A 19,866-nucleotide genomic window follows, 5' to 3' on the forward strand; every position below is an offset into this window, starting at 1 on the left:
GCCGAACGGTACGAAGCGACCCCCGGGAAGAGACGGACCTCCTCGTGACCACCTCCGACACGACCGAGCGGGGCGCGGCCCCCGACGCGGACGGCCCGCCCGTACGGCTCACCCACCGCCAGATCACCACCGTCATGTCGGGTCTGGTACTCGGGATGTTCCTGGGGGCGCTCGACGGGACCGTGGTCTCGTCCGCGCTGCGCACCATCGCGGACGATCTCCACGGCCTCACCGCCCAGGCCTGGGTGACCACGGCCTACCTGATCACCGCGACCATCGCGACCCCGCTGTACGGCAAGCTCTCCGACATCCACGGCCGCCGCCCGGTCTATCTGTGGGCGATCGGGCTGTTCACCGCCGGTTCGCTGCTGTGCGGGGTCGCCACCTCGCTGTACGAGCTGGCGGCGTTCCGGGCGGTCCAGGGGCTGGGCGGCGGCGGGCTGATGTCGCTCGCCATGACGATCGTCGCCGACATCACCTCACCCCGGGAACGCGGCCGCTACCAGGGCTACTTCATGGCGGTCTTCGGCGGCTCCAGCATCGTCGGCCCGCTCGTCGGCGGGGCGCTGGCGGGCCACGAGAGCCTGCTGGGGATCGACGGCTGGCGCTGGATCTTCCTGATCAACGTGCCGCTGGCGATCCTGGCCATCACCGTGATCCTGCGGGTGCTGCACCTCGTCCCGCACCGCCCGGTGAAGCACCGCCTGGACTACGGCGGCGCGGCCGCTCTCGCCGTCGGTCTCGTCCCGCTGCTCACCATCGCCGAGCAGGGGCGCAGCTGGGGCTGGGGCGCGCCGCAGTCGCTGGCCATGTACGCGGTCGGGGTGCTGGGCCTGGCCGGATTCGTCCTGGTGGAGCGGCGGATGGGGGACGCGGCCCTGCTGCCGCCACGGATGTTCCGCATCACGTCGTTCCGGCTGGGCACGACGCTGCACTTCATCGTCGGCATCGGCATGTTCGGCGCGATGACGACGCTTCCGCTGTATCTGCAGCTGGTCAAGGGCATGACCCCGATCGAGGCCGGTCTCGCCACGCTGCCCACCGTCGCGGCGAACCTGACGGTCACGCTCGTCGTGGGCCGGTTGATCTCCAAGACCGGGCGGTTCAAGGTCTATCTGGTCACCGGCATCGGCTCGTTCACGGCCGCCATGGTCGTCTACGCGACGCTGAGGGTGGACAGCCCGCTGTGGCACATCTCCCTCGGCATGGTGTTCATGGGCGCCGGACTGGGGGCGGCCATGCAGACGCTCACCACTCTCGCCCAGAGCGAGGTGCCCCGGAAGGACATGGGCGCCGCGACCGCGGGGGTGAACTTCTTCCGCTCCAACGGCGGCACGGTGGGCGCCGCCGCCTTCGTCTCCATCCTGTTCTCGTTCGCGGGGACGCGGATCGGCGACCGCTTCACCGAGGCGCTCCAGCAGCCCTCGTACCGCGAACTGGCCGAACAGCCCGCGAACGCGGAGGCGTTGAAGGCGGCCGTCGGCCCCGGCGGCAAGGTCAACCTGGAGGACTCCGCCTTCCTCCACACCCTCGACCCGCGCGTCGCCAAGCCCTTCCTGGAGGGCTACGTCAGCTCCCTGCAGATCGTGTTCCTCACCGGCGCCGCCGTGCTGCTGCTGGCCTTCGTGATCGCCGCCTGGCGGGTGCCGGACCTCACCCTGTCCGACGAGTAGGCCCCGCGCCCGGATCGTCACCGGTGTCCCGGATGAGGCGCCGGTGCGAGGCGTGGATCTCCTCCGGCAGGGTGTCCGGTGAGAACCACCCCGCCTCCAGGATCTCGAACGGATCGAGCTTCAGGTCGCCGCCCGTGAGCCGGGCCTCGTAGGCGACTTCGATGCGCAGCCTGAAGCCGCTCTTGAGATACACCAGACGGCCCGGCTCGACGTCCAGGCCGGTCTCCTCCCGTACCTCCCGGACCACGGTCCGGCCGAACTCCTCGCCCTTGACGGCGTATCCGGAGGGCAGCCCCCACTGGCGGCCCTCCGGCCACATGCGGTGCCGCAGCAGCAGCACCCGGCCCGTGTCGTCGCGCACGATGCCGGTCACGCCGACCATGAACTTCGCGTTGGCCAGCCAGAGCACGCGCCATTGCACGGGACCCCGCAGAGAACGCCACAGGCGCGCGACGAGCCGCTTCATCCGGTCTCGCCCGAGGGCGCTTCGGGCTTCGTGTGGAGGATCTCGCGGGCCTGCTCGGCGGCGCGGGTGGTGCTCTCGGCGACGAAGTCGAGGAAGCGGGCGATGTTCTCCATGCGGGCGGCGGCCGGGGTGCCGGGGCCGAGGACGCCGACGCCCTGCCGTGCGGTCTCGACGATCTGGACGAGGGACCGGGCGCTGGCCATCATCGACTCGTACCAGACGTCCTCGTCGACGACGTAGCGCTCGCGGCGGCGTTCGTCGCGTTCCCGGCGGACGAGGCCCTGAGCGTCGAGGAACGCGATCGCCTTGGAGATGGACGCCGGGCTGACCTGGAGGCGCCGGACGAGTTCGGACGCGGTGAGACTGCCCGCGTCGGTGAGGGTGAGGCAGGCCAGCACCCGGGCCATCATCTTGGGCGTGCCCGACGCCATGAGGACGGTGGTGAACACCTCCTCGTACTCGCGCATGGCCTCGGCGTCGCGCCCGTGGGCCTGCGGTGACGCCGCCGCGCCCCGGGGCGCGGCCTGCCTGCGCCGGTTGGCGCGGCGCTCGGTCGCGTGGTGGGCCAGGTCGGAGCGGTAGGCGGTGGGGCCGCCGTTGCGCATCACCTCACGCGTGACCGTCGAGGTCGGACGGTCGAGACGTCTGGCGATCTCCGCGTAGGCGATGCCGTCGGCCAGTCCCAGCGAGATCTGCTGGCGTTCCTGCTGGGTGAGCCTGCCTCCTGGCATCGTGCCCCTCCTTTGTGCTCCTCGGTGCGTTCAGGGTAGTGCCCACGCCTCCTTCGTTGCAACAAGCTGGCGATCTTTCGTTGCGTTAAATCCTGCTCTGTTGCAACGATATTTATGCATCTAGCTGCGGTGACATTGTTTTGGTGCAACAAGTTCGTTGCCGAATCCTTGAACGCAACGTAGCGTTTCCATTGTTCGAAACAACGGGCAACCAGTCAGCCGCAGGAGGACACGATGCACACGTTCGACACCCCCGCCCCGATCTCCGCCGTTCTCGACATCCCCGCGGGCCGCGTCCGGTTCATCGCCGCCGACCGGGCCGACACCACGGTCGAGGTCCTGCCCGTGGACGCCTCGAAGGGCCGCGACGTGAAGGCGGCGGAGCAGACCACGGTCGGCTACGAGGACGGCGTCCTCCGGATCGAGACCCCGGCGAAGAACCAGTACCTCGGCGCCTCCGGAGGCATCGAGGTGACGGTTCAGCTGCCCGCCGGTTCCCTGGTCGAGGTGAAGGCGGCGAGCGCCGAGTTCCGGGGCGTCGGACGGCTCGGCGACGTCGCCTTCGAGGGCGCGCAGGGCTCGGTCAAGCTCGACGAGGCCGCGAGCGCCCGGCTGACCCTCATGGCCGGTGACGTCTCGGTCGGCCGCCTGGGCGGCCCCGCGGAGATCAGCACCCAGAAGGGCGATCTCCGGATCGCCGAGGCCCTGCGCGGGAAGGTCACGCTGCGCACCGAGCAGGGCGAGATCTCGGTCGGCGCCGCCCGCGGAGTCTCCGCCTCCCTGGACGCCGGAACCCGCTACGGCCGCATCCACAACGCGCTCGGCAACACCGACGGCGCCGCCGCCGGTCTGCACATCCACGCGACCACCGCCTACGGCGACATCACCGCCCGCAGCCTCTGACCCGCATCCCCTGAGGAGCACTCACCATGACCAACCTGGCCATCGCGGCGAACGGGCTGCGCAAGTCCTACGGGGACAAGACCGTGCTCGACGGCGTCGACCTGGCCGTCCCCGAAGGAACGATCTTCTCCCTGCTCGGCCCGAACGGCGCGGGCAAGACCACCGCCGTCAAGATCCTCTCCACCCTCGTCACCGCCGACGCCGGAGACCTGCGCGTCGGTGGCCACGACCTGGCCACCGACCCGCAGGCGGTCCGCGCCGCGATCGGCGTCACCGGGCAGTTCTCCGCCGTCGACGGACTGATCACCGGCGAGGAGAACATGCTCCTCATGGCGGACCTGCACCACCTGTCCAAGCAGGAGGGCCGCCGGGCCGCCGCCGAACTCCTGGAACGCTTCGACCTCGTCGAGGCCGCCAAAAAGCCCGCCGCCACCTACTCCGGCGGCATGAAACGCCGCCTCGACATCGCCATGACCCTGGTCGGCGACCCACGGATCATCTTCCTCGACGAACCCACCACCGGCCTCGACCCCCGCTCCCGCCACACCATGTGGCAGATCATCCGTGAGCTGGTCACGGGTGGGGTCACCGTCTTCCTCACCACGCAGTATCTGGAGGAGGCCGACGAACTCGCCGACCGCATCGCCGTGCTGCACGACGGCAAGATCGCCGCCGAAGGCACCGCCGACGAGCTGAAGCGGCTCATCCCCGGCGGCCACGTCCGGCTCCGCTTCACCGACCCGTCCGCGTACCAGTCCGCCGCCTCCGCCCTGCGCGAGGTGACCCGGGACGACGAATCCCTCGCCCTGCAGATCCCCAGCGACGGCAGCCAGCGCGAGCTGCGCTCCATCCTCGACTGGCTGGACTCGGCCGGGATCGAGGCGGACGAGCTGACCGTGCACACCCCCGACCTCGACGACGTCTTCTTCGCCCTCACCGGCCCGGCCAACGTCCCCCAGCAGCCCAAGCCCCACCAGCCCGAGGAGACCGTCCGATGAGCAACCTCGCCCTCGCCGTCCGCGACTCGACCACCATGCTGCGCCGCAACCTCCTGCACGCCCGGCGCTACCCGTCGCTGACCCTGAATCTGCTGCTCACGCCCATCATGTTGCTGCTGCTCTTCGTCTACATCTTCGGCGACACCATGAGCGCGGGCATCGGCGGCGGAGACCGCTCCGCCTACATCGCCTACCTCGTCCCCGGCCTGCTGCTGATGACCATCGGCTCCACCACGATCGGGACCGCGGTCTCCGTCTCCACCGACATGTCCGAGGGCATCATCGCCCGCTTCCGCACGATGGCGATCCACCGCGGGTCCGTGATCATCGGTCATGTCATCGGCAGCGTGCTGCAGTCGGTCGCCAGTGTGGTCCTCGTCGGCGCTGTCGCCGTGGCCATCGGCTTCCGGTCCACCGACGCCACCGCCCTGGAGTGGCTGGCCGCGTTCGGGCTGCTCGTGCTCTTCGCCATGGCGCTCACCTGGATCGCGGTCGGCATGGGCCTGGTCAGCCCGAACGCCGAGGCGGCCAGCAACAACGCGATGCCGCTGATCCTGCTGCCGCTCCTCTCCAGCGCGTTCGTGCCCGTCGACGCGATGCCCGGCTGGTTCCAGCCGGTCGCCGAGTACCAGCCGTTCACCCCCGCCATCGAGACCCTGCGCGGGCTGCTGCTCGGCAGCGAGATCGGCCACAACGGGTGGCTCGCGGTCGGCTGGTGCCTGGGTCTCGCGGTGCTCGGCTACTTCTGGTCGGCCGCGAAGTTCAGCCAGGACCCGAAGTAGCCGCCATGACTCCCCAGACGGCCACGGCTCACTGGAGCGGCGAGTCCGGCGGCGGGAGCCGGACGATGCGCTCCCGGTCGACGGACTCCACCCCGTCCACCGCCTCCAGCACCGGAATGCGGTCCTCGGCGATGGTGCCGGACAGCGAGCCGAGCAGGGGCTGTTCGCCGGTGACCGTGAGACCGGTGGCGCGGGCGGCTTGTACGACCTCCGCGAACCGGTCGGGGTCCACCGAGAGGATCACCCCGACCGGTCCGGATGTCTGGTTCACGTGGCCCTCACGGTGCCTGGAGCAGACCCGCGCCGATGTCCGTGGCGGGAAGCGGCAGCGGGTACGCCCCGGAGAGCAGCCGGGCCCGCAGGTCGGCCGTCGAGGACTCCGGATGTGCCTGGGCGAGCAGCGCGAGCACCCCGGCGGCGTGCGGGGTGGCCATGCTCGTGCCGCTCAGCGTCTGGTACGAGCCGTCCGGCGCGGCCGAGAACACATCGAAGCCGGGCGCCGCGATGTTCACCTCGCCGCCCTCGCCGTTGATCGCGCCGCACGAGAAGAACGCCGTCGCCAGCTCCTTGCCGAGCGCGGCCACCGCCAGCGCGGAGGGGCAGTTGGCGGGCCGGTCGACGGGGGCCACGAACCCCGGCCGTCGGCTCTCGTTGCCCGCCGCCGCGATGGTGATCGTGCCCGGCTCCCGGTGAAGCGCGCGCCGGAACACGTTCTCGTACGTCTGCGGGAACAGCTCCCCGGGGGCGACCGGCGCCCCCAGCGACATGGAGATCACCCGGGCGCCGTGCGCGACGGCCCAGGCGATGCCCGCCAGGATCTGCCCGTCGGTGCCGCTGCCGCGATCGTTCAGCACCTTGCCGACCAGCATCCGCGCTTCGCCCGCCACCCCGTAACGGGGCGCGTGTTCGGGCTTCGCGGGACCGGCGACGGTGCCGATGCAGTGGGTGCCGTGGCCATTGCCGTCCTCCACACTCGCGCCGGGCACGAAGGACGCGGTCTCCTCCAGGCATCCGGCCAGGTCCGGGTGTTGGGTGGCCACCCCGGTGTCCAGCACGGCCACCTTCACCCCGCGCCCGGACAGGGTGGAGAAGTTCGCCCGGATCGCCTGGAGGCCCCAGGTGACGCTCTCCTCGTCCCAGGCCGGGCCCAGCGAGGAGGCGAGTTCGGCCCTGGTGTGGCGGTCGACCTGGTCCTCGTCGCTGCGGTACGTCGGGAAGAACCCGGTCAGGGTCCGCTGCGGTTCGGTGATCACGGAGGCGTACACCATCCGCTCCGGTTCGGCCGCGATGATCGTGGGCTCCGACTGTGCCGTGGTCACCAGCGTGTGCCGCTGGTCGGGCTGCACTTCGACGACGGCGGCGCCGAGGTCGTCGAACAGCACCGAGACGTCGGGGCGTTGCAGCAGCTCGGCGGCGCCCGCCGCCTCGGTGCCGCGGACGCGTTCGACGGACGCTATCCCCGCGGACGAGCGCAGTGCGTCCAGTCCGCGTTCCGTCTCCCGCTGGTCGAGCAGCACCACATACCGGCCCGTGTACTCGGTGGCGTGGGGCATGAGCGGCATATCGGCCCGCTCGGGATGTTCGCCGTTGGGCGGCCTGCCCATGGGTCCGTTCGTCATGGGGATTCTCCGCTTCTTGAGCTTGCGTGCGCGGACTCCCCCGAGGGAGGGGACGTACGCCGCTGCGCGCGGAGGGTGGGGCGACGCCCCCTCATCCACCGTCACCCCGCCCGCCGGGGGCCCGCAACTCAGCCGATCAGCCCTGCCGCACGGACGCCACAGTGATAAAAAAGCCCCAAAACGGAATATAACGAACCGGAGAGTTTAGCTTTGCGTCATGAATGCTCACTCTCTGCCCGTCGCGTCGACCGAGACACGGTCACGACGCCTCCGGCTGCCCCGGCGCCGTTCACTGGCCTCGGCACTCGCCGCGCTGGTCGTCGGCTTCGGCGGCACCTCGGCCGCCGCCATGCCCGGCGCCACCCACCACGGGTCCTTCCTGGACCCGCTGCACAAGGTCACCACGATCGCGTCCACCGTCCCCGCCAACGGGGACCTCAACCCGTACGGCACGGTCGTCGTCCCGAAGAGCATCGGCCATCTGCACAAGAACAACGTGCTGGTCAGCAACTTCAACAACGCCGCCAACGAGCAGGGCACCGGCACCACCATCGTCCAGGTGAACCCGAACGGCAGCGTCAGCCAGTTCGCCCGGATCAACCCCAGCCGGCTCCCGAGCCCCTGCACCGGCGGCATCGGCCTCACCACCGCGCTGTCCATCCTGCCCGGCGGCTGGGTCGTGGTCGGCAGCCTGCCCACCGGCGACGGAGACGCCGCGAACGCCGAGGCCGGATGTCTGCTGGTGCTGGACAGCAACGGCACCGTCCGTGAGACGTTCACCGGACACGGCATCAACGGCCCCTGGGACATGACCGCGGTCAGCCACGGCGACCGTGCCGACCTGTTCGTCACCAACGTGCTCAACGGCACGGTCGCGGGCGGCGGCAATGTGGTCAACCGGGGCACCGTGCTCCGCATCGCCCTCAAGCTGCACGGCGACCAGCCGCCGACCCGCGAGAAGACCACGAAGATCGGCTCCGGCTTCGCCGAGCGGACCGACCCGGACGCCCTCGTCGTCGGCCCCACCGGCGTCGGCCTCGGCCGCGACGGCACCCTCTACGTGGCCGACACCGTCAACAGCCGCATCGCGGCCATCCCGGACGCCCTCAAGCGCAAGACCAGCGCGGGCACCGGCCGCACCGTCAGCGCGGGCGGTGCGCTCAACGGCCCGCTCGGGCTCGCCATCGCGCCGAACGGCAACATCCTCACCGTCAACGGCGGTGACGGGAACATCGTCGAGACCACCCCGGCCGGCCGCCAGGTGGCCCTCCGCCTGCTGGACTCCACCGGCACCCCGCCGGGCGCGGGCGCGCTGTTCGGACTGGCGGTCGCACCGGACCGCCGCTCGGTGTACTTCGTCGACGACGCCACCAACACCCTGAACCTGCTCCACTGACCCGCGGCTGATCCGCGACCACCCATCACGTGGGGTGGGGCCCGCCACCCGGCGAGCCCCACCCCACACCGCGTTCGGCGGCCGGGGGGCTCAGCGCCGCAGCGTGGACCCGAACCCCGCCGCCAGCGGCATCCGCAGGCCCAGCGGGGGCGGCGCGGCCAGCGCGTCGGCCACCGGGCGGGCGAAGCCGGTGGCGAAGAGGGAGCCGAGCAGGAAGTCGATGGCCAGCTCCTGGACCTCGGCCCGGTGCTGGTGCAGCCCATGGCCGTCGCTGTGCACCTCGAAGCGGCACACATCGCGGTTGACCTTCTTGGCCCGCTCGGCGAACCGGTACGACAACTCGGGGTCGACACGCTCGTCGTTCGTCCCATGGGCGATCAGCACCTGCCGCCCCACCAGGTGCTTCACCGGTTCCGGCTCCAGCCCGTCCGCCTCCGGCAGCCAGGGCGCCAGGGCCACCACCGAGCTGACGGCGGGATGCCCGGCGGCGCGCAGCGCGGCGCGGGCGCCCAGGCCGTGGCCCGCGAGGCACACCGGTACGTCGCCGTAGCGCCGTACGACCTCCTGGGTGGCCCATTCGGCATCGGCCGCCGTGGCCGCGTCGGGCCCGTTCCAGCCGCGGCAGCGGTAGTGGACGACGTGAGCGGCCAGCCCCTCCTCCTGGCCCGCCCGGACCAGTCGGCGGGCCAGCGGCAGCACGGCCGCGGCGGACATCCGGGTGGGCCGCCGGGTGCCGCCGTCCGGATCACCGTCCGGAAGCAGCAACACCACACCGTGCACGGTCCTCCGCGAGGCGGCCGCGCCCATCGGCCGCCCCAGCCGGGCGCCCCGTTCGGGCAACGCTTGCTGAGCCATGTGCAAAACGATCGCAGAACGGGGGGTGGAGTCCACTACCCGTGCGGGTCACTGTTCCGTATCTATCCGCGACGGTCTACGCGCGTAGGGGCTATGGTGCGCAGATGACGAGCGAGCACACCCACCAGCCCACCCCCGAACAGATCCGCCGTGCGCCCAAGGTGCTGCTGCACGACCACCTCGACGGTGGGCTGCGCCCCGGCACGATCATCGACCTCGCCCGGGAGGCCGGGTACGAGGCGCTGCCGGAGAACGAACCGGACAAGCTCGGCCTCTGGTTCCGCGAGGCCGCCGACTCCGGCTCGCTCGAACGCTACCTGGAGACCTTCTCCCACACCTGCGCCGTCATGCAGACCCGGGACGCGCTGGTGAGGGTCGCCGCCGAATGCGTCGAGGACCTGGCCGAGGACGGCGTCGTCTACGCCGAGATCCGCTACGCCCCCGAGCAGCACCTCACCGAGGGGCTCGCCCTGGAGCAGGTGGTCGAGGCGGTGAACGAAGGCTTCCGCGAGGGTGAGCTGCGGGCCCGCGAGAACGGTCACCGCATCCGCGTCGGCGCCCTCCTCACCGCGATGCGGCACGCCGCCCGCGCCCTGGAGATCGCCGAACTGGCCAACCGCTACCGCGACCTCGGCGTCGTCGGCTTCGACATCGCGGGCGCCGAGGCGGGCTTCCCGCCCACCCGCCACCTGGACGCCTTCGAATACCTCAAGCGGGAGAACAACCACTTCACGATCCACGCGGGCGAGGCGTTCGGGCTGCCCTCCATCTGGCAGGCGCTCCAGTGGTGCGGCGCCGACCGGCTGGGCCACGGGGTGCGCATCATCGACGACATCGAGGTGGCCGACGACGGCTCCCTCACCCTGGGCCGCCTCGCCTCGTACGTCCGGGACAAGCGCATCCCGCTGGAGCTGTGCCCGACCTCCAACCTCCAGACGGGCGCGGCCACTTCGTACGCCGACCACCCCATCGGGCTGCTGCGCCGCCTGCATTTTAGGGCGACCGTTAATACGGATAATCGTCTGATGAGCGGTACGAGCATGAGTGCCGAATTCCAGCACCTGGTCTCGACGTTCCGGTACACGCTGGACGACATGCAGTGGTTCACCGTTAATGCGATGAAGTCGGCCTTCATTCCTTTCGGTGAACGTCTGGCGATGATCAGTGACGTGATCAAGCCTGGGTATGCTGAATTGAAGTCCGAATGGCTGTTCCGGCAGGTGGGCTCAACCACCGCTGTGACCAGGGAATCTATGGTCGAGGGCAGCTGATCGTACGGACGGAAGAAAAGGTCGGAGAAAGGGCTTGGCGGTTGTTCGACCGCCCCTTTTTCCTGTTTGCGGGCGAGTTCCCTGTTTGCGGGCGTCTGAAAACGAGGGCTACGTTTCCGTATCGGTCAAGCCCCCCGTCTGCAAGGACAGATTTCTGATGAAGCAGGGAACCCTCAAGACCCTCGGCGTGATGGCCCTCGGTGCTGCCGCCCTCGTCGCCGGAGGCGGCGTCGCGTCCGCGGCCGGTGCCCCCGGCCCTCACGGCTCCTCCGCCGGGCTCGGCGGTCCGGGCGTCGGCGTCTCCGCCCCGCAGGGGCAGCTCCCCGGCCAGGCCCCCGGCCGCCCCGCCGCCAACCGGCCCGGTCAGTCCGACGCCCAGGGCCTCCTCGGCAACCTCGGCAACCTCGGCGGGCTCAAGAACAGCCTGCCGACCAGCGGCCTCATGCGACTGGGCTGATCCTCCGCCCGGCACATCCGGCCGGGCCGCACCTCCGGGCCGCACACCCGCCCGGGTGTGCGGCCCGGCCGCGTCGTCACCAGGCCTGCTGGTGGGCGTCCTCCGCCGGGAGCAGGAACCACAGCGCGATGTAGAGCAGGAACTGCGGGCCCGGCAGCAGGCAGGAGATCAGGAAGATCACCCGCATCGTGGTCGTGGTCGTTCCGAAGCGGCGGGCGAGGCCGGCACAGACACCGGCGATCATCTTCTCGTTGCGGGGTCGTACCAGTGCGGCGGCCATGATGACGGCTCCTCGTCGTGTCGTGCGTGCGCGTGATCAGGTCGTACGTGCGCGGATATCGCGCGTACGCATACCTGAGGTGTCCGGGCGGGCCCCAGCAAGATCGCCTTCGCAGGCCCTCCCGATACCGTCAAAGCTAGGGCCGCGAGCCGGACGAGGCGTCCGTCCACGGTGTCAGGCCGACCCTGGTCATCGTGGGGGTCACCGCCCGGCCGCTCTCCTCCCGGGGGAGGGCGGCGCCCCCGGCCCGCTCCGCCCGGCGGCGGAGGAGCCCCCGTACGGCGGGCACCACCAGCAGATGCGCGAGCGCGACCCCGACGCTGTTCAGCAGCAGCGCGTCCACGCTCACGATCTGGCCCGTCACCTCGCTGCGCAGCAGCGCGATCGCCATGGCCGCCATCGCCCCGGTGAAGACCGTCCGGACGAACGAGGCGCCCGGGTACGCGTCCACCCGGCCCCCGGCCAGCGGCAGCAGCACCCCCAGCGGCGCGAGCAGCAGCAGCCCCCCGCCGATCGAACGGGCCGCGGCCCACGGGGTCAGCGCCAGATCGGCGCGGATGGCGCCCAGCGGTTCCAGGGTCTCGGCCGTCACCCAGGGCACGGTCAGCGGGCGCAGGGTCAGCCAGCAGACGAATGCGAGGTGGGCGACGAGGAGAACGGAACCCGCGGCGCGGTAGCGGAAGGCGGCCCGGCGGCCGAAACGACCCTGCACGTATCTCAGGACGCGACCGGCCCGGCTCCCGGTTCCGGTGCGCACCGCGCTGGTCAGTCACGGGTTACCGACTGGTCGGTCACCGGATCGTCACGGCGAACGGCGCGGGAACCTGCGGCGAACCGCAGGGAATCGGTCAGTCCGCCGGTCAGCGTAGGGGCGCCCTGCCGGGGGCACAAGCGCCGCGTCAGGACACCAGCACCCCGGAGTTCACCGCGACCTCCGGACGGCTCATGATCTCGTCGGTGCACTCGTACCGCTTCAGCGGGTCGCGGTCACTGTCCGGACCGCCGAGCACCACCCTGTGCTCCTCGTCCGCCGCGGCCGACCCGGCGAACGTGCAGATGATCTGCGCCAGCGCGTTGGGCGGCAGCTCCTCCGGCGGCTGGCTCAGCCGGAGTGACCCGGCCGGATCGCCCTTCGCCGGACCGGAGACCGTGATCCAGTCCTCCACCGCGGTGGAGAACCCGGCCGAGGACTCGGCCGCCGTGGGCGGCTGCCGCAGCTGCTCCAGCAGCGCCCGGGCCGCCTCCACCCCCTCGATCGGCGCCTTCTTCTCCGACAGCTGCGCGTTCCGGTTCACCGACAGGATGCGCGAGGTGCACAGCAGATAGATCCGTACGGAGACCCGGCCCGCCCCCTCGGCGACCCGCCCCGCCTCCGGCGCCCGGCACGAGGCGCGCGAGGGCGCGGCCCCGGCGTCCACCGGCACCGAGGTGCCGCGTATGCCGCAGCCTGCCGCCAGCAGTGCGACCACGACGGTCAGCAGCAGGGCGGCGGGCCGCCGGGTACCCCGGGTACCGCGCGGGCTCATGGCGTGCCCCCTTCGTTCGTGCCGCCCTCGTCGCTCTTGCGCGGGCCGTCCGGCTTACGGGGGCTGTCCGGGCCGTCGCCGTTCCGGTCCGTGCCGCCCTTCCGGTCCTCGATCGAGGCGAGGCGCGAGGCGTCCATGGGCAGCCGCAGCGTGAAGACGGCCCCGCCCTCCGGCGAGTTCGCCGCGCTGATGTCACCGCCGTGGATGTGCGCGTTCTCCATCGCGATCGACAGCCCCAGCCCGCTGCCTTCCGAGCGGGGCCGGGAGGCGCTCGCCTTGTAGAAGCGGTCGAAGACATGCGGCAGCACGTCCTCCGGAATGCCCGGACCATGGTCCCGCACCTTGATCACGAGGTCACCCGCTTGATCGCGGTCCGGCAGCACCGACACCCGTACGGGGGAGCCGCCGTGCTTGAGCGCGTTCCCGATCAGGTTCGCCAGGATGACGTCCAGCCGCCGCGGGTCCAGCCGGGCCATGATCCCGCGCGCCGCGTCCAGGTCCACCGCGTCCAGCCAGGCCCGGGCGTCGATGCACGCCGTCACCTGGTCCGCGACGTCGACGTCGTCGAGCACCAGCCGGGCCGTGCCCGCGTCGAAGCGGGTCACCTCCATCAGGTTCTCGACCAGGTCGTTCAGCCGCCGGGTCTCGCTGACCACCAGCTGCACCGCTGGGGCGATCATCGGGTCGAGGGAGTCGGCCTCCTCCTCCAGCACCTCGCTGACGGCCGTGATCGCGGTGAGCGGGGTCCGCAGCTCATGCGACATGTCCGCGACGAAGCGACGGCTGGACGCCTCCCGGGCACTCAGCTCGTCCACCCGCTTCTGCAGCCGCTCCGCGGCCCGGTTGAAGGTGTGCGACAGATTGGCCAGCTCGTCCGAGCCGGAGACCTGGAGCCGGGTGTCGAGATGCCCCTCGCCCAGCCGGTTCGCCGCCTCGCCCAGCCGCTGCACCGGCCGCAGCACGGTGGCCGCGGCCGCCTGCGCGAGCAGCGCGGAGCCGATCAGCGCCAGCGCGGTGGCGATGCCCAGCGACCAGGCGAGCGAGTTCAGGTCCTGGCGCTCGGTGTCCAGGGACTTGAGCATGTAGCCGGTCGGCCCGCCCCCGTTCACCTTCGCCCCGCCCACCAGGTACGGGGTGCCGTTCAGCGTGATCCGCTGCCAGTAGAGGTGGTACGGGGCGGCGTGCGGCCCCTCGGCGGCGCGCCGCTCGTCCACCGCGCGCCGCAGCACCCCCGGCACGGCCTTCATGGTGAACAGCTTCGGCGCGGAGGCCGCCGTGCAGCCGCCGCTGCCCCGGGTCCGGGTGACCAGCAGCACCTCGTACTTCTGGGTGTTGTCCGCCATGCGGTCCGCCGCGTCCTGCAACTCGGGACAGGTGGGCGTGCCGGGCAGCGGGTCGGTGTCGTCCTTGAGGGATTTGCGGAACTCGTCCAGCGCCGCGTCCTGGGTGCGCGTCAGCACCGCGTCCCGGTTCAGCCAGTACGCGATCGCCGACGCGGACACCGCGGCCACCAGCGCCACCAGCCCGAAGACCAGCATCAGCCGCAGCCTCAGGCTGAGCCACCGCAGAATGCCCGCCGCCCAGCCCCGCGCCCGACCCGGCTCCTCGCTCACACCGCTCAATTCCCTATGTCTCCGCCCCAGCCATGCGCACCGGCGTACGCGACCCCATCCCTCACGCCGGAACGTCCAGCCGGTACCCGACCCCACGCACGGTGCGGATCAGCGTCGGCGACGACGGCACGTCCTCCACCTTGGCGCGCAGCCGCTGGACACACGCGTCCACCAGCCGGGAGTCACCCAGATAGTCGTGTTCCCACACCAGCCGCAGCAGCTGCTGCCGCGACAGCGCCTGCCCCGGCCGACGGCTCAGCTCCAGCAGAAGCCGCAGCTCGGTGGGGGTGAGCTGGAGATCCTCACCGTTCTTGGTCACCGTCATGGCCGCCCGGTCGATCACCAGGCTGCCGAAGGACGCCGCGTCGTTCGCCTCCCGCTCGCCGCGGCGCAGCACCGCGCGGATACGGGCGTCCAGCACCCGCCCCTGCACGGGTTTGACCACATAGTCGTCCGCGCCCGACTCCAGCCCCACGACCACGTCGATGTCGTCGTTGCGGGCCGTCAGCAAAATGATCGGCAACTGGTCGGTACGGCGGATACGGCGGCACACCTCGAAGCCGTCGATCCCGGGCAGCATCACATCCAGCACGATCAGATCCGGCCGCTGCTCGCGCAGCAGCTTCAGACCGTCCTCGCCCGTGGCCGCCGTCGCCACACGGTGGCCCTGGCGGGACAGGGAGATTTCGAGGGCCGTGCGGATGGCGTCGTCGTCCTCGATCAGCAACAGGAAAGGCACGTTGGTCATTCTGGCCTACAAGGGGCCTGTAGTTCGACCGTCGGGGGCGCATGAGCTTGATCGCCTGTGACGAGCCTGTGACAGTCGGCAGACAGCGCCATGAAACTGGTTCGGCAAAGTCTTCTGTGCACCGGCCGGAACGAGCGGCCGGGCAACCAGCAGACGACCGAGCAGGCTCCACCGACGGGGGGCGCGACATGAGCACACTGCACTTCACCCACAACAGCGCAGTCATTCGCACGCGTCTCCACGACGCCGTCCGGAGCGCGGAGAAGTCCGGTGCCGTGAGCGGGCGGGGGTGCGCTCGCGGCACCGGGCGTCAGCGGCCGCCGTACATGGTGGCCATTGACGCGAACCCGGGGGCCGGGGAGGGCCTCGGGGAGAACGGGGGCCACGGGGGTCCCGAGGGTCCTGGGGGTCCTGGGGGGGACCACAGGGGCAACGACGGGGGCAGCGCGTACAGGGAGGCAGAGGGGGAGCGGCGCACGCAGAGCCCGGCGGAAGCGGAATTCACCGCCTACGTCCAGGAGCGCCGCGCCTCCCTGTACGCAACCGCCTACCACCTGACCGGCGACCGGTTCGAGGCCGAGGACCTGCTGCAGAGCGCGCTGTTCTCGACCTACCGGGCCTGGGACCGGATCAGCGACAAGGCCGCGGTCGGCGGCTACCTGCGCCGCACCATGACCAACCTGCACATCAGCGCCTGGCGCCGGCGCAAGCTCAACGAGTACCCGACGGAGGAGCTGCCGGAGACGCCGGGCGACCAGGACGCGATGCGCGGCACCGAGCTCCGCGCCGTGCTCTGGCAGGCCCTGGCCCGCCTTCCCGAGCTACAGCGCACGATGCTGGTGCTGCGGTACTACGAGGGCCGGACAGACCCGGAGATCGCGGACATACTCAACATAAGTGTCGGCACGGTCAAGAGCAGTATCTGGCGCTCGCTGCGCCGGATGCGCGAGGACGACGCCCTCAGCTTCGGCCGTGACGAGGAAGAGTCCTTCGGCGAACTCGTCGCCTGAGGGCAGGGGGAAAACGGGGAACAGAGGGAAACGGGGAACAGGGGGAGTACGGGGAAACGGGGGATAGCGGGGAAAATCGGGGGAAACGGGATCGGGGGATCCCAACGGGGGAATGCGGGTCCGGACGGCCGGGGGGTCTGTCCGGGCCCGTTTCATGTGTGTGGTCGTACGGAGCACCTTTGAGTACGGATACTCATGCCCGCGTATCGCCCGTTTCGGCAGTGTGATCCGCATGAAAACACGCGACGTCCTGCGACGCGTCCTCGATGTGGTCGCGGGGGACTGGCTGTCCCGCGGCTATCTCGCCGTGGTCTGTGCCCTGCTGGCCTGGGCCTGGGCGGACGCCAGCTTCTTCCCGTACGACGCCTCGTTCGCGGCGGTCGTGCCCGCCCTGTTCACGGCACCGGCCAGCTTGCTCTTCGTTCTCCTCCCGGAGGGCACCGAGGGCTCCTACTTCGGCCTGGTCACGGCGGCGGCCGTGCTCAATGCCACCGCGATCACGCTCCTGGCCCGCGCGGCGCGCAACGCCTGAGCCGCCCTGCGGCGTGAGCGTCCTACGAGGTGAGCCGGAGCGCCGTGCGCACGCCCGGGCTCAGGGCCACGCCGTTGTCCTTCCCGGCAATGGGCGTACCGTCTTTCACCGCGTACCAGCCCTGAGTGGTGTTCACCAGGAAATACCGCGCGTCCTCGCCCTTTTCGAGCAGGAGGACGTACTCTCGCCCGGCGGTGAGCGGAGCGGTCTCGGGCCCGGAGCCGGGGGTCGGGTAGGACACCCGCATCGCATCGCCCGAGGTCCCGCCCTTGGCGGCCGCCACGACCGTCGCCGTGGCCACCGTCGTGGGGATGTCGTCGACGGTCTCCTCGCGCCCGGCGCCGAGTCGCGCCCGTACGATCACGTCCGCCGCCCGTTCCAGCGTGGCCGTGCTGCCGTAGGAGGGCTCATCGGCGACACGAGGCCCGGCTACCGGTCCGCCGGTCTGCCCAGGCTGATTGCTCTCGCGGCTGACGAGGGCGACCCCGCCGATGCCCACGGCGACGGTGGCGGCGACAGCGGCCACCAGAAAACCCCGCCGCGACGGGCGCCGAGCGGCTGCGGAAGGCACCGCGCCGCCGGGTCCGACCAGCGCGGCGAGTTCGTCGGCGGCGCGCGCCGACAGGCCCTCGTATGCCGTGTCCGGGATCGGATCGGCGTTCTTGATCAGAGACTTGACGCGCATCACACGGGCTCCCGAGGCAGGTCGTAGGCGGCGCGGAACGCTTTGCGCGCGCGGTGCAGCCGGACCCAGACCGCGGACGCGCCGCAGCCGAGGACTTCACCGGCCTCCGCGGCGCTGAGCCCGTCCCAGTAGCTCAGCAGCAGCACCTCGCGGTGAGCGGGCGGCAGCCGGTCGAGGGCGTCGAGTACGGCGTCGTCCCGGCCCGGCGCCGTAGCGCGGCCCAGCGCGTCGGCGAGGGTGCGGTGCATCTCCGTCAGGCGCGCCATCGAGCGGTAGTGGTTGCTCAGCAGGTTGCGCGCGGTGACGAAAAGCCAGCCCGTCCCCACGTCATGACCGGCCGTCATGCGCTCCCACGGGGTACGGAACACCTCGGCGGTCAGCTCCTCCGCCGCCGCCCGGTCGCCCGTTCGCCGGTGCACATAGGCGCACACCCGCGGGTGTGCGCGGACGTACAGGGCGGTGAACCGCGCGGCGCGGTCGGGGTCGCTCCGGGTCGTCGAGGTCTCCACACCCCTATATGTCACGACCCCGGAGCATCCTTACCGCCCGGCCGTGATTTCAGGTCCGCACACCCTCAGGTCCGCACACCCTCACGCCCGTACGCGCCCTCAGGTCCGCACACCCTCAGGGCTGCGGTCCACCGTGCCCGCCGCGGCTATCCGCTCCAGGGCCACATCGCGGCCGCACGCGTACGCGCCCAGCGCCGTCTGCCGCTCCACGATGCCGCGCTCGGAGCGCATCAGCCGCCAGCCCCTGCGCACCAGATACGCCGCCGACTTGCGCCCCTCCCGCAGATCACGCGCCAGCCGCCGCCGGAACGTGGTCGAGGGCCGCCCCCGCAGACAGATGGCGTCGGCCAGCACCCCCAGCGCCCGGCACCGGTCGATGATGTCCGCCGCGAAGATCCCCTCCGCCACGAACAGCGGCGCCCGCCCGATGTCCATCGCCTCCTCGCCCACCCGTGAGCTGGAGGCGATGTCGTACACCGGCACGGTCGTCCGCCCCGTACGGCACAAGGCCTCGACCGCCGCCACCGCCGCGTCCGCGTCCCACGACAACGGCGAGTCCCAGTCGGCCCCTTCGCCCCCGACGAGCTCCGGAAGCGTCGGGTCGTCCCCCTCCTTGTAGAAGTCGTCGAGATTCAGCACGGGCAGCCCGGTACGGGCCGCGAGGGACGACTTCCCCGAACCGGAGGGCCCGGTGAGCAGGACGACGCGAGCGGAGGCGAGATGAAGGGTCACGGAACACCAGTGTGAACCATCCCCCACCCCCACATGAACCCTTGGGAGCGCCCCGGCAGCCAACCAAACGGCTGCCCGCCCTCCCTGACGTGGTCGTCCCTGTCTCCGTATTGCCTGGATCAGGGCCCCTGGGCATCCGCGGGGGACTCAGGGGGACTCGCCGCAGGGGCTTGTCCCGTAGCTTCGGCATTGTTCGAGGGTGACTCCGACCTTCGGTATTCGATCATCGCCTGGATTCTCTTTTCCGGGTCGGGAAGTTGGTTAACGGTCTGGATAAAGGAATCTTGGAATGCTCGTTCGGCCCTGTCGCGTGCCCATGCCCGGGCCTGGGTAACGACTGGCGGCACCAGGGCGACGATGGCAGCCCCCAGCAACACGGCCCACCATGGTGCTCCTGACAGCAGGGCGGACAGCCCTGCTCCTCCGGCGGTGAGGGAGGGGAGGGAAGTCAGGTTCATGCGCACGGCCGTGCCTTTCCGGCAGGGAGCAGCGCGGGCGCCCCCTGTCCTGACATGCCGGCCGTAGCCGGAGAACGAGGGGGCGGGTAGACCTGCCTGGGAGGGCAAGTTGGGCATGCCGAAGGCCCGGCGCCTGCGACGCCGGGTATGAGGGCAGGTCGAACCGGCTCCGGCTGAGCGCGACAGGTCTCGGACGGGAGCTGGGTTATGCGTGGGGGGAGCGGGTGAAGGGGGTGCGCCCTATTCGAAAGGCGGCAATTCGAGGCTTTTTTGGGCAGCCCGAGCAGTGAGCCTAGTTGTTGTAGAACAACGTAGGATCAAGCTTTCCGCTAAGCCAGGACACTGATTCCCAGACGCTTTCCGAATGAGTTTTCTCGGTCTTCCTTCGATGTCCGAGCACGCCGGACTTGCGCATCATTCTGCCGGGCCTGCAAGCCGTCGGCAACTCCCTGCCGCACCCGCCGTCCGGCTGGCAAGGTCAGCCGGGGTGGGGGCGGTCGCGGTGGTCGAGGAAGTGGCGGAGGCATCGCGTACTGCTGCGTCTTCGGTGATCACGTCGGACGCGGCGACCACCAGGCTGTTCGGCTCGGGGGCGTCCGGGTCGTCGTAGTACTCGGTCCGG

22 protein-coding genes and 1 pseudogene are annotated in these 19,866 nt (G+C 71.0%); 9 read left to right on the plus strand and 14 right to left on the minus strand.

The features are described from left to right. The first annotated feature begins 44 nt into the window (after window positions 1-44). Window positions 45-1,673, plus strand: coding sequence for an MDR family MFS transporter (locus ABZ370_RS03170; protein ID WP_358615550.1), 1,629 nt, complete (start codon window positions 45-47; stop codon window positions 1,671-1,673). Here the strand turns inward: ABZ370_RS03170 and ABZ370_RS03175 are convergent. Both ABZ370_RS03175 and ABZ370_RS03180 read right to left on the minus strand, forming a co-directional pair. Next, on the minus strand, window positions 1,654-2,139 hold the full coding sequence (locus ABZ370_RS03175; protein ID WP_358615553.1) for an NUDIX domain-containing protein: 486 nt from the start codon (window positions 2,137-2,139) through the stop codon (window positions 1,654-1,656). The genes ABZ370_RS03170 and ABZ370_RS03175 overlap by 20 nt on opposite strands. Then, window positions 2,136-2,870, minus strand: coding sequence for a helix-turn-helix domain-containing protein (locus tag ABZ370_RS03180; RefSeq protein ID WP_358615555.1), 735 nt, complete (start codon window positions 2,868-2,870; stop codon window positions 2,136-2,138). The genes ABZ370_RS03175 and ABZ370_RS03180 overlap by 4 nt, the downstream gene beginning before the upstream one ends. A 234-nt stretch (window positions 2,871-3,104) precedes the next feature. Here ABZ370_RS03180 and ABZ370_RS03185 point away from each other — a divergent pair, with 234 nt between their 5' ends. The 3 genes from ABZ370_RS03185 to ABZ370_RS03195 are packed head-to-tail and all read left to right on the plus strand — an operon-like array spanning window position 3,105 to window position 5,553. Further along, window positions 3,105-3,773 carry a DUF4097 family beta strand repeat-containing protein gene (locus ABZ370_RS03185; RefSeq protein WP_358615558.1) on the plus strand — a complete coding sequence of 223 codons (669 nt, stop codon included), beginning with the start codon at window positions 3,105-3,107 and terminating at the stop codon, window positions 3,771-3,773. Between the two features lie 26 nt (window positions 3,774-3,799). Beyond that, window positions 3,800-4,771 (plus strand): ATP-binding cassette domain-containing protein, encoded by a 972-nt coding sequence (locus ABZ370_RS03190; RefSeq protein ID WP_358615560.1) that lies wholly within the window; start codon window positions 3,800-3,802, stop codon window positions 4,769-4,771. Continuing rightward, the gene (locus ABZ370_RS03195) at window positions 4,768-5,553 is read left to right on the plus strand and encodes an ABC transporter permease (protein ID WP_358615563.1); all 786 of its coding nucleotides are present in this window, start codon (window positions 4,768-4,770) and stop codon (window positions 5,551-5,553) included. The genes ABZ370_RS03190 and ABZ370_RS03195 overlap by 4 nt, the downstream gene beginning before the upstream one ends. Window positions 5,554-5,581: 28 nt before the next feature. On the opposite strand, the gene ABZ370_RS03200 is transcribed toward ABZ370_RS03195, so the two are convergent. Beyond that, window positions 5,582-5,824 carry a hypothetical protein gene (locus ABZ370_RS03200; RefSeq protein ID WP_358615566.1) on the minus strand — a complete coding sequence of 81 codons (243 nt, stop codon included), beginning with the start codon at window positions 5,822-5,824 and terminating at the stop codon, window positions 5,582-5,584. A 7-nt stretch (window positions 5,825-5,831) separates the two neighbouring features. Then, the gene (locus ABZ370_RS03205; protein ID WP_358615568.1) at window positions 5,832-7,172 is read right to left on the minus strand and encodes a S8 family serine peptidase; all 1,341 of its coding nucleotides are present in this window, start codon (window positions 7,170-7,172) and stop codon (window positions 5,832-5,834) included. Between the two features lie 217 nt (window positions 7,173-7,389). Here ABZ370_RS03205 and ABZ370_RS03210 point away from each other — a divergent pair, with 217 nt between their 5' ends. Continuing rightward, window positions 7,390-8,568, plus strand: a complete 1,179-nt coding sequence (locus ABZ370_RS03210) for a hypothetical protein (protein ID WP_358615570.1) — start codon at window positions 7,390-7,392, stop codon at window positions 8,566-8,568. Between the two features lie 90 nt (window positions 8,569-8,658). Here the strand turns inward: ABZ370_RS03210 and ABZ370_RS03215 are convergent, their stop codons facing one another. Next, a complete protein-coding gene (locus ABZ370_RS03215; protein WP_358615573.1) occupies window positions 8,659-9,423 on the minus strand; it encodes an alpha/beta hydrolase in 765 nt (254 codons plus the stop codon). A gap of 104 nt (window positions 9,424-9,527) precedes the next feature. Here ABZ370_RS03215 and ABZ370_RS03220 point away from each other — a divergent pair, with 104 nt between their 5' ends. Both ABZ370_RS03220 and ABZ370_RS03225 read left to right on the plus strand, forming a co-directional pair. Next, window positions 9,528-10,694, plus strand: a complete 1,167-nt coding sequence (locus tag ABZ370_RS03220) for an adenosine deaminase (protein WP_358615576.1) — start codon at window positions 9,528-9,530, stop codon at window positions 10,692-10,694. Between the two features lie 157 nt (window positions 10,695-10,851). Then, window positions 10,852-11,151, plus strand: a complete 300-nt coding sequence (locus tag ABZ370_RS03225; protein WP_358615579.1) for a hypothetical protein — start codon at window positions 10,852-10,854, stop codon at window positions 11,149-11,151. Between the two features lie 76 nt (window positions 11,152-11,227). Here the strand turns inward: ABZ370_RS03225 and ABZ370_RS03230 are convergent, their stop codons facing one another. From ABZ370_RS03230 to afsQ1, 5 genes are all read right to left on the minus strand, one after another. Next, on the minus strand, window positions 11,228-11,431 hold the full coding sequence (locus tag ABZ370_RS03230) for a PspC domain-containing protein (protein ID WP_358615582.1): 204 nt from the start codon (window positions 11,429-11,431) through the stop codon (window positions 11,228-11,230). A gap of 136 nt (window positions 11,432-11,567) precedes the next feature. Beyond that, window positions 11,568-12,143 carry a VanZ family protein gene (locus ABZ370_RS03235; protein WP_358615585.1) on the minus strand — a complete coding sequence of 192 codons (576 nt, stop codon included), beginning with the start codon at window positions 12,141-12,143 and terminating at the stop codon, window positions 11,568-11,570. A gap of 187 nt (window positions 12,144-12,330) precedes the next feature. Beyond that, window positions 12,331-12,957, minus strand: coding sequence for a hypothetical protein (locus ABZ370_RS03240; protein WP_358615587.1), 627 nt, complete (start codon window positions 12,955-12,957; stop codon window positions 12,331-12,333). Beyond that, window positions 12,954-14,495 carry a HAMP domain-containing sensor histidine kinase gene (locus tag ABZ370_RS03245; protein ID WP_358616071.1) on the minus strand — a complete coding sequence of 514 codons (1,542 nt, stop codon included), beginning with the start codon at window positions 14,493-14,495 and terminating at the stop codon, window positions 12,954-12,956. The genes ABZ370_RS03240 and ABZ370_RS03245 overlap by 4 nt, the downstream gene beginning before the upstream one ends. 136 nt (window positions 14,496-14,631) lie before the next feature. Next, complete coding sequence (afsQ1, locus tag ABZ370_RS03250) at window positions 14,632-15,309, minus strand: two-component system response regulator AfsQ1 (RefSeq protein WP_358615590.1); 678 nt, start codon at window positions 15,307-15,309, stop codon at window positions 14,632-14,634. A gap of 197 nt (window positions 15,310-15,506) precedes the next feature. Here afsQ1 and ABZ370_RS03255 point away from each other — a divergent pair, with 197 nt between their 5' ends. Together ABZ370_RS03255 and ABZ370_RS03260 are read left to right on the plus strand one after the other, a co-directional pair. Then, the gene (locus tag ABZ370_RS03255) at window positions 15,507-16,328 is read left to right on the plus strand and encodes a SigE family RNA polymerase sigma factor (RefSeq protein WP_358615592.1); all 822 of its coding nucleotides are present in this window, start codon (window positions 15,507-15,509) and stop codon (window positions 16,326-16,328) included. A 232-nt stretch (window positions 16,329-16,560) separates the two neighbouring features. Continuing rightward, entirely contained in the window at window positions 16,561-16,860 is a 300-nt protein-coding gene (locus ABZ370_RS03260) for a hypothetical protein (RefSeq protein ID WP_358615595.1), read from the plus strand. Between the two features lie 22 nt (window positions 16,861-16,882). On the opposite strand, the gene ABZ370_RS03265 is transcribed toward ABZ370_RS03260, so the two are convergent. From ABZ370_RS03265 to ABZ370_RS03280, 4 genes and pseudogenes are all read right to left on the minus strand, one after another. Next, the gene (locus ABZ370_RS03265) at window positions 16,883-17,545 is read right to left on the minus strand and encodes a twin-arginine translocation signal domain-containing protein (RefSeq protein WP_358615597.1); all 663 of its coding nucleotides are present in this window, start codon (window positions 17,543-17,545) and stop codon (window positions 16,883-16,885) included. Then, a complete protein-coding gene (locus ABZ370_RS03270; protein ID WP_358615600.1) occupies window positions 17,545-18,069 on the minus strand; it encodes a sigma-70 family RNA polymerase sigma factor in 525 nt (174 codons plus the stop codon). The genes ABZ370_RS03265 and ABZ370_RS03270 overlap by 1 nt, the downstream gene beginning before the upstream one ends. An 84-nt stretch (window positions 18,070-18,153) precedes the next feature. Continuing rightward, window positions 18,154-18,786 carry an ATP-binding protein gene (locus ABZ370_RS03275; RefSeq protein WP_358615602.1) on the minus strand — a complete coding sequence of 211 codons (633 nt, stop codon included), beginning with the start codon at window positions 18,784-18,786 and terminating at the stop codon, window positions 18,154-18,156. A gap of 998 nt (window positions 18,787-19,784) precedes the next feature. Next, a pseudogene (locus tag ABZ370_RS03280) lies at window positions 19,785-19,865 on the minus strand (DNA mismatch repair protein MutT); the annotation flags it as partial. Between the last annotated feature and the right edge of the window lies 1 nt (window position 19,866).

The sequence above is a fragment of the Streptomyces sp. NPDC005962 genome (assembly GCF_040629205.1).
In the GTDB taxonomy this organism is placed as follows: domain Bacteria; phylum Actinomycetota; class Actinomycetes; order Streptomycetales; family Streptomycetaceae; genus Streptomyces.

Coding starts and splice junctions, on each gene's coding strand:
- ABZ370_RS03175 (WP_358615553.1), bottom strand. CDS start 2,139: ATGAAGCGGCTCGTCGCGCGCCTGTGGCGTTCTCTGCGGGGTCCCGTG.
- ABZ370_RS03180 (WP_358615555.1), bottom strand. CDS start 2,870: ATGCCAGGAGGCAGGCTCACCCAGCAGGAACGCCAGCAGATCTCGCTG.
- ABZ370_RS03185 (WP_358615558.1), top strand. CDS start 3,105: ATGCACACGTTCGACACCCCCGCCCCGATCTCCGCCGTTCTCGACATC.
- ABZ370_RS03190 (WP_358615560.1), top strand. CDS start 3,800: ATGACCAACCTGGCCATCGCGGCGAACGGGCTGCGCAAGTCCTACGGG.
- ABZ370_RS03195 (WP_358615563.1), top strand. CDS start 4,768: ATGAGCAACCTCGCCCTCGCCGTCCGCGACTCGACCACCATGCTGCGC.
- ABZ370_RS03205 (WP_358615568.1), bottom strand. CDS start 7,172: ATGACGAACGGACCCATGGGCAGGCCGCCCAACGGCGAACATCCCGAG.
- ABZ370_RS03210 (WP_358615570.1), top strand. CDS start 7,390: ATGAATGCTCACTCTCTGCCCGTCGCGTCGACCGAGACACGGTCACGA.
- ABZ370_RS03215 (WP_358615573.1), bottom strand. CDS start 9,423: ATGGCTCAGCAAGCGTTGCCCGAACGGGGCGCCCGGCTGGGGCGGCCG.
- ABZ370_RS03220 (WP_358615576.1), top strand. CDS start 9,528: ATGACGAGCGAGCACACCCACCAGCCCACCCCCGAACAGATCCGCCGT.
- ABZ370_RS03225 (WP_358615579.1), top strand. CDS start 10,852: ATGAAGCAGGGAACCCTCAAGACCCTCGGCGTGATGGCCCTCGGTGCT.
- ABZ370_RS03230 (WP_358615582.1), bottom strand. CDS start 11,431: ATGGCCGCCGCACTGGTACGACCCCGCAACGAGAAGATGATCGCCGGT.
- ABZ370_RS03240 (WP_358615587.1), bottom strand. CDS start 12,957: ATGAGCCCGCGCGGTACCCGGGGTACCCGGCGGCCCGCCGCCCTGCTG.
- ABZ370_RS03245 (WP_358616071.1), bottom strand. CDS start 14,495: ATGCTGGTCTTCGGGCTGGTGGCGCTGGTGGCCGCGGTGTCCGCGTCG.
- ABZ370_RS03255 (WP_358615592.1), top strand. CDS start 15,507: ATGAGCACACTGCACTTCACCCACAACAGCGCAGTCATTCGCACGCGT.
- ABZ370_RS03260 (WP_358615595.1), top strand. CDS start 16,561: ATGAAAACACGCGACGTCCTGCGACGCGTCCTCGATGTGGTCGCGGGG.
- ABZ370_RS03265 (WP_358615597.1), bottom strand. CDS start 17,545: ATGCGCGTCAAGTCTCTGATCAAGAACGCCGATCCGATCCCGGACACG.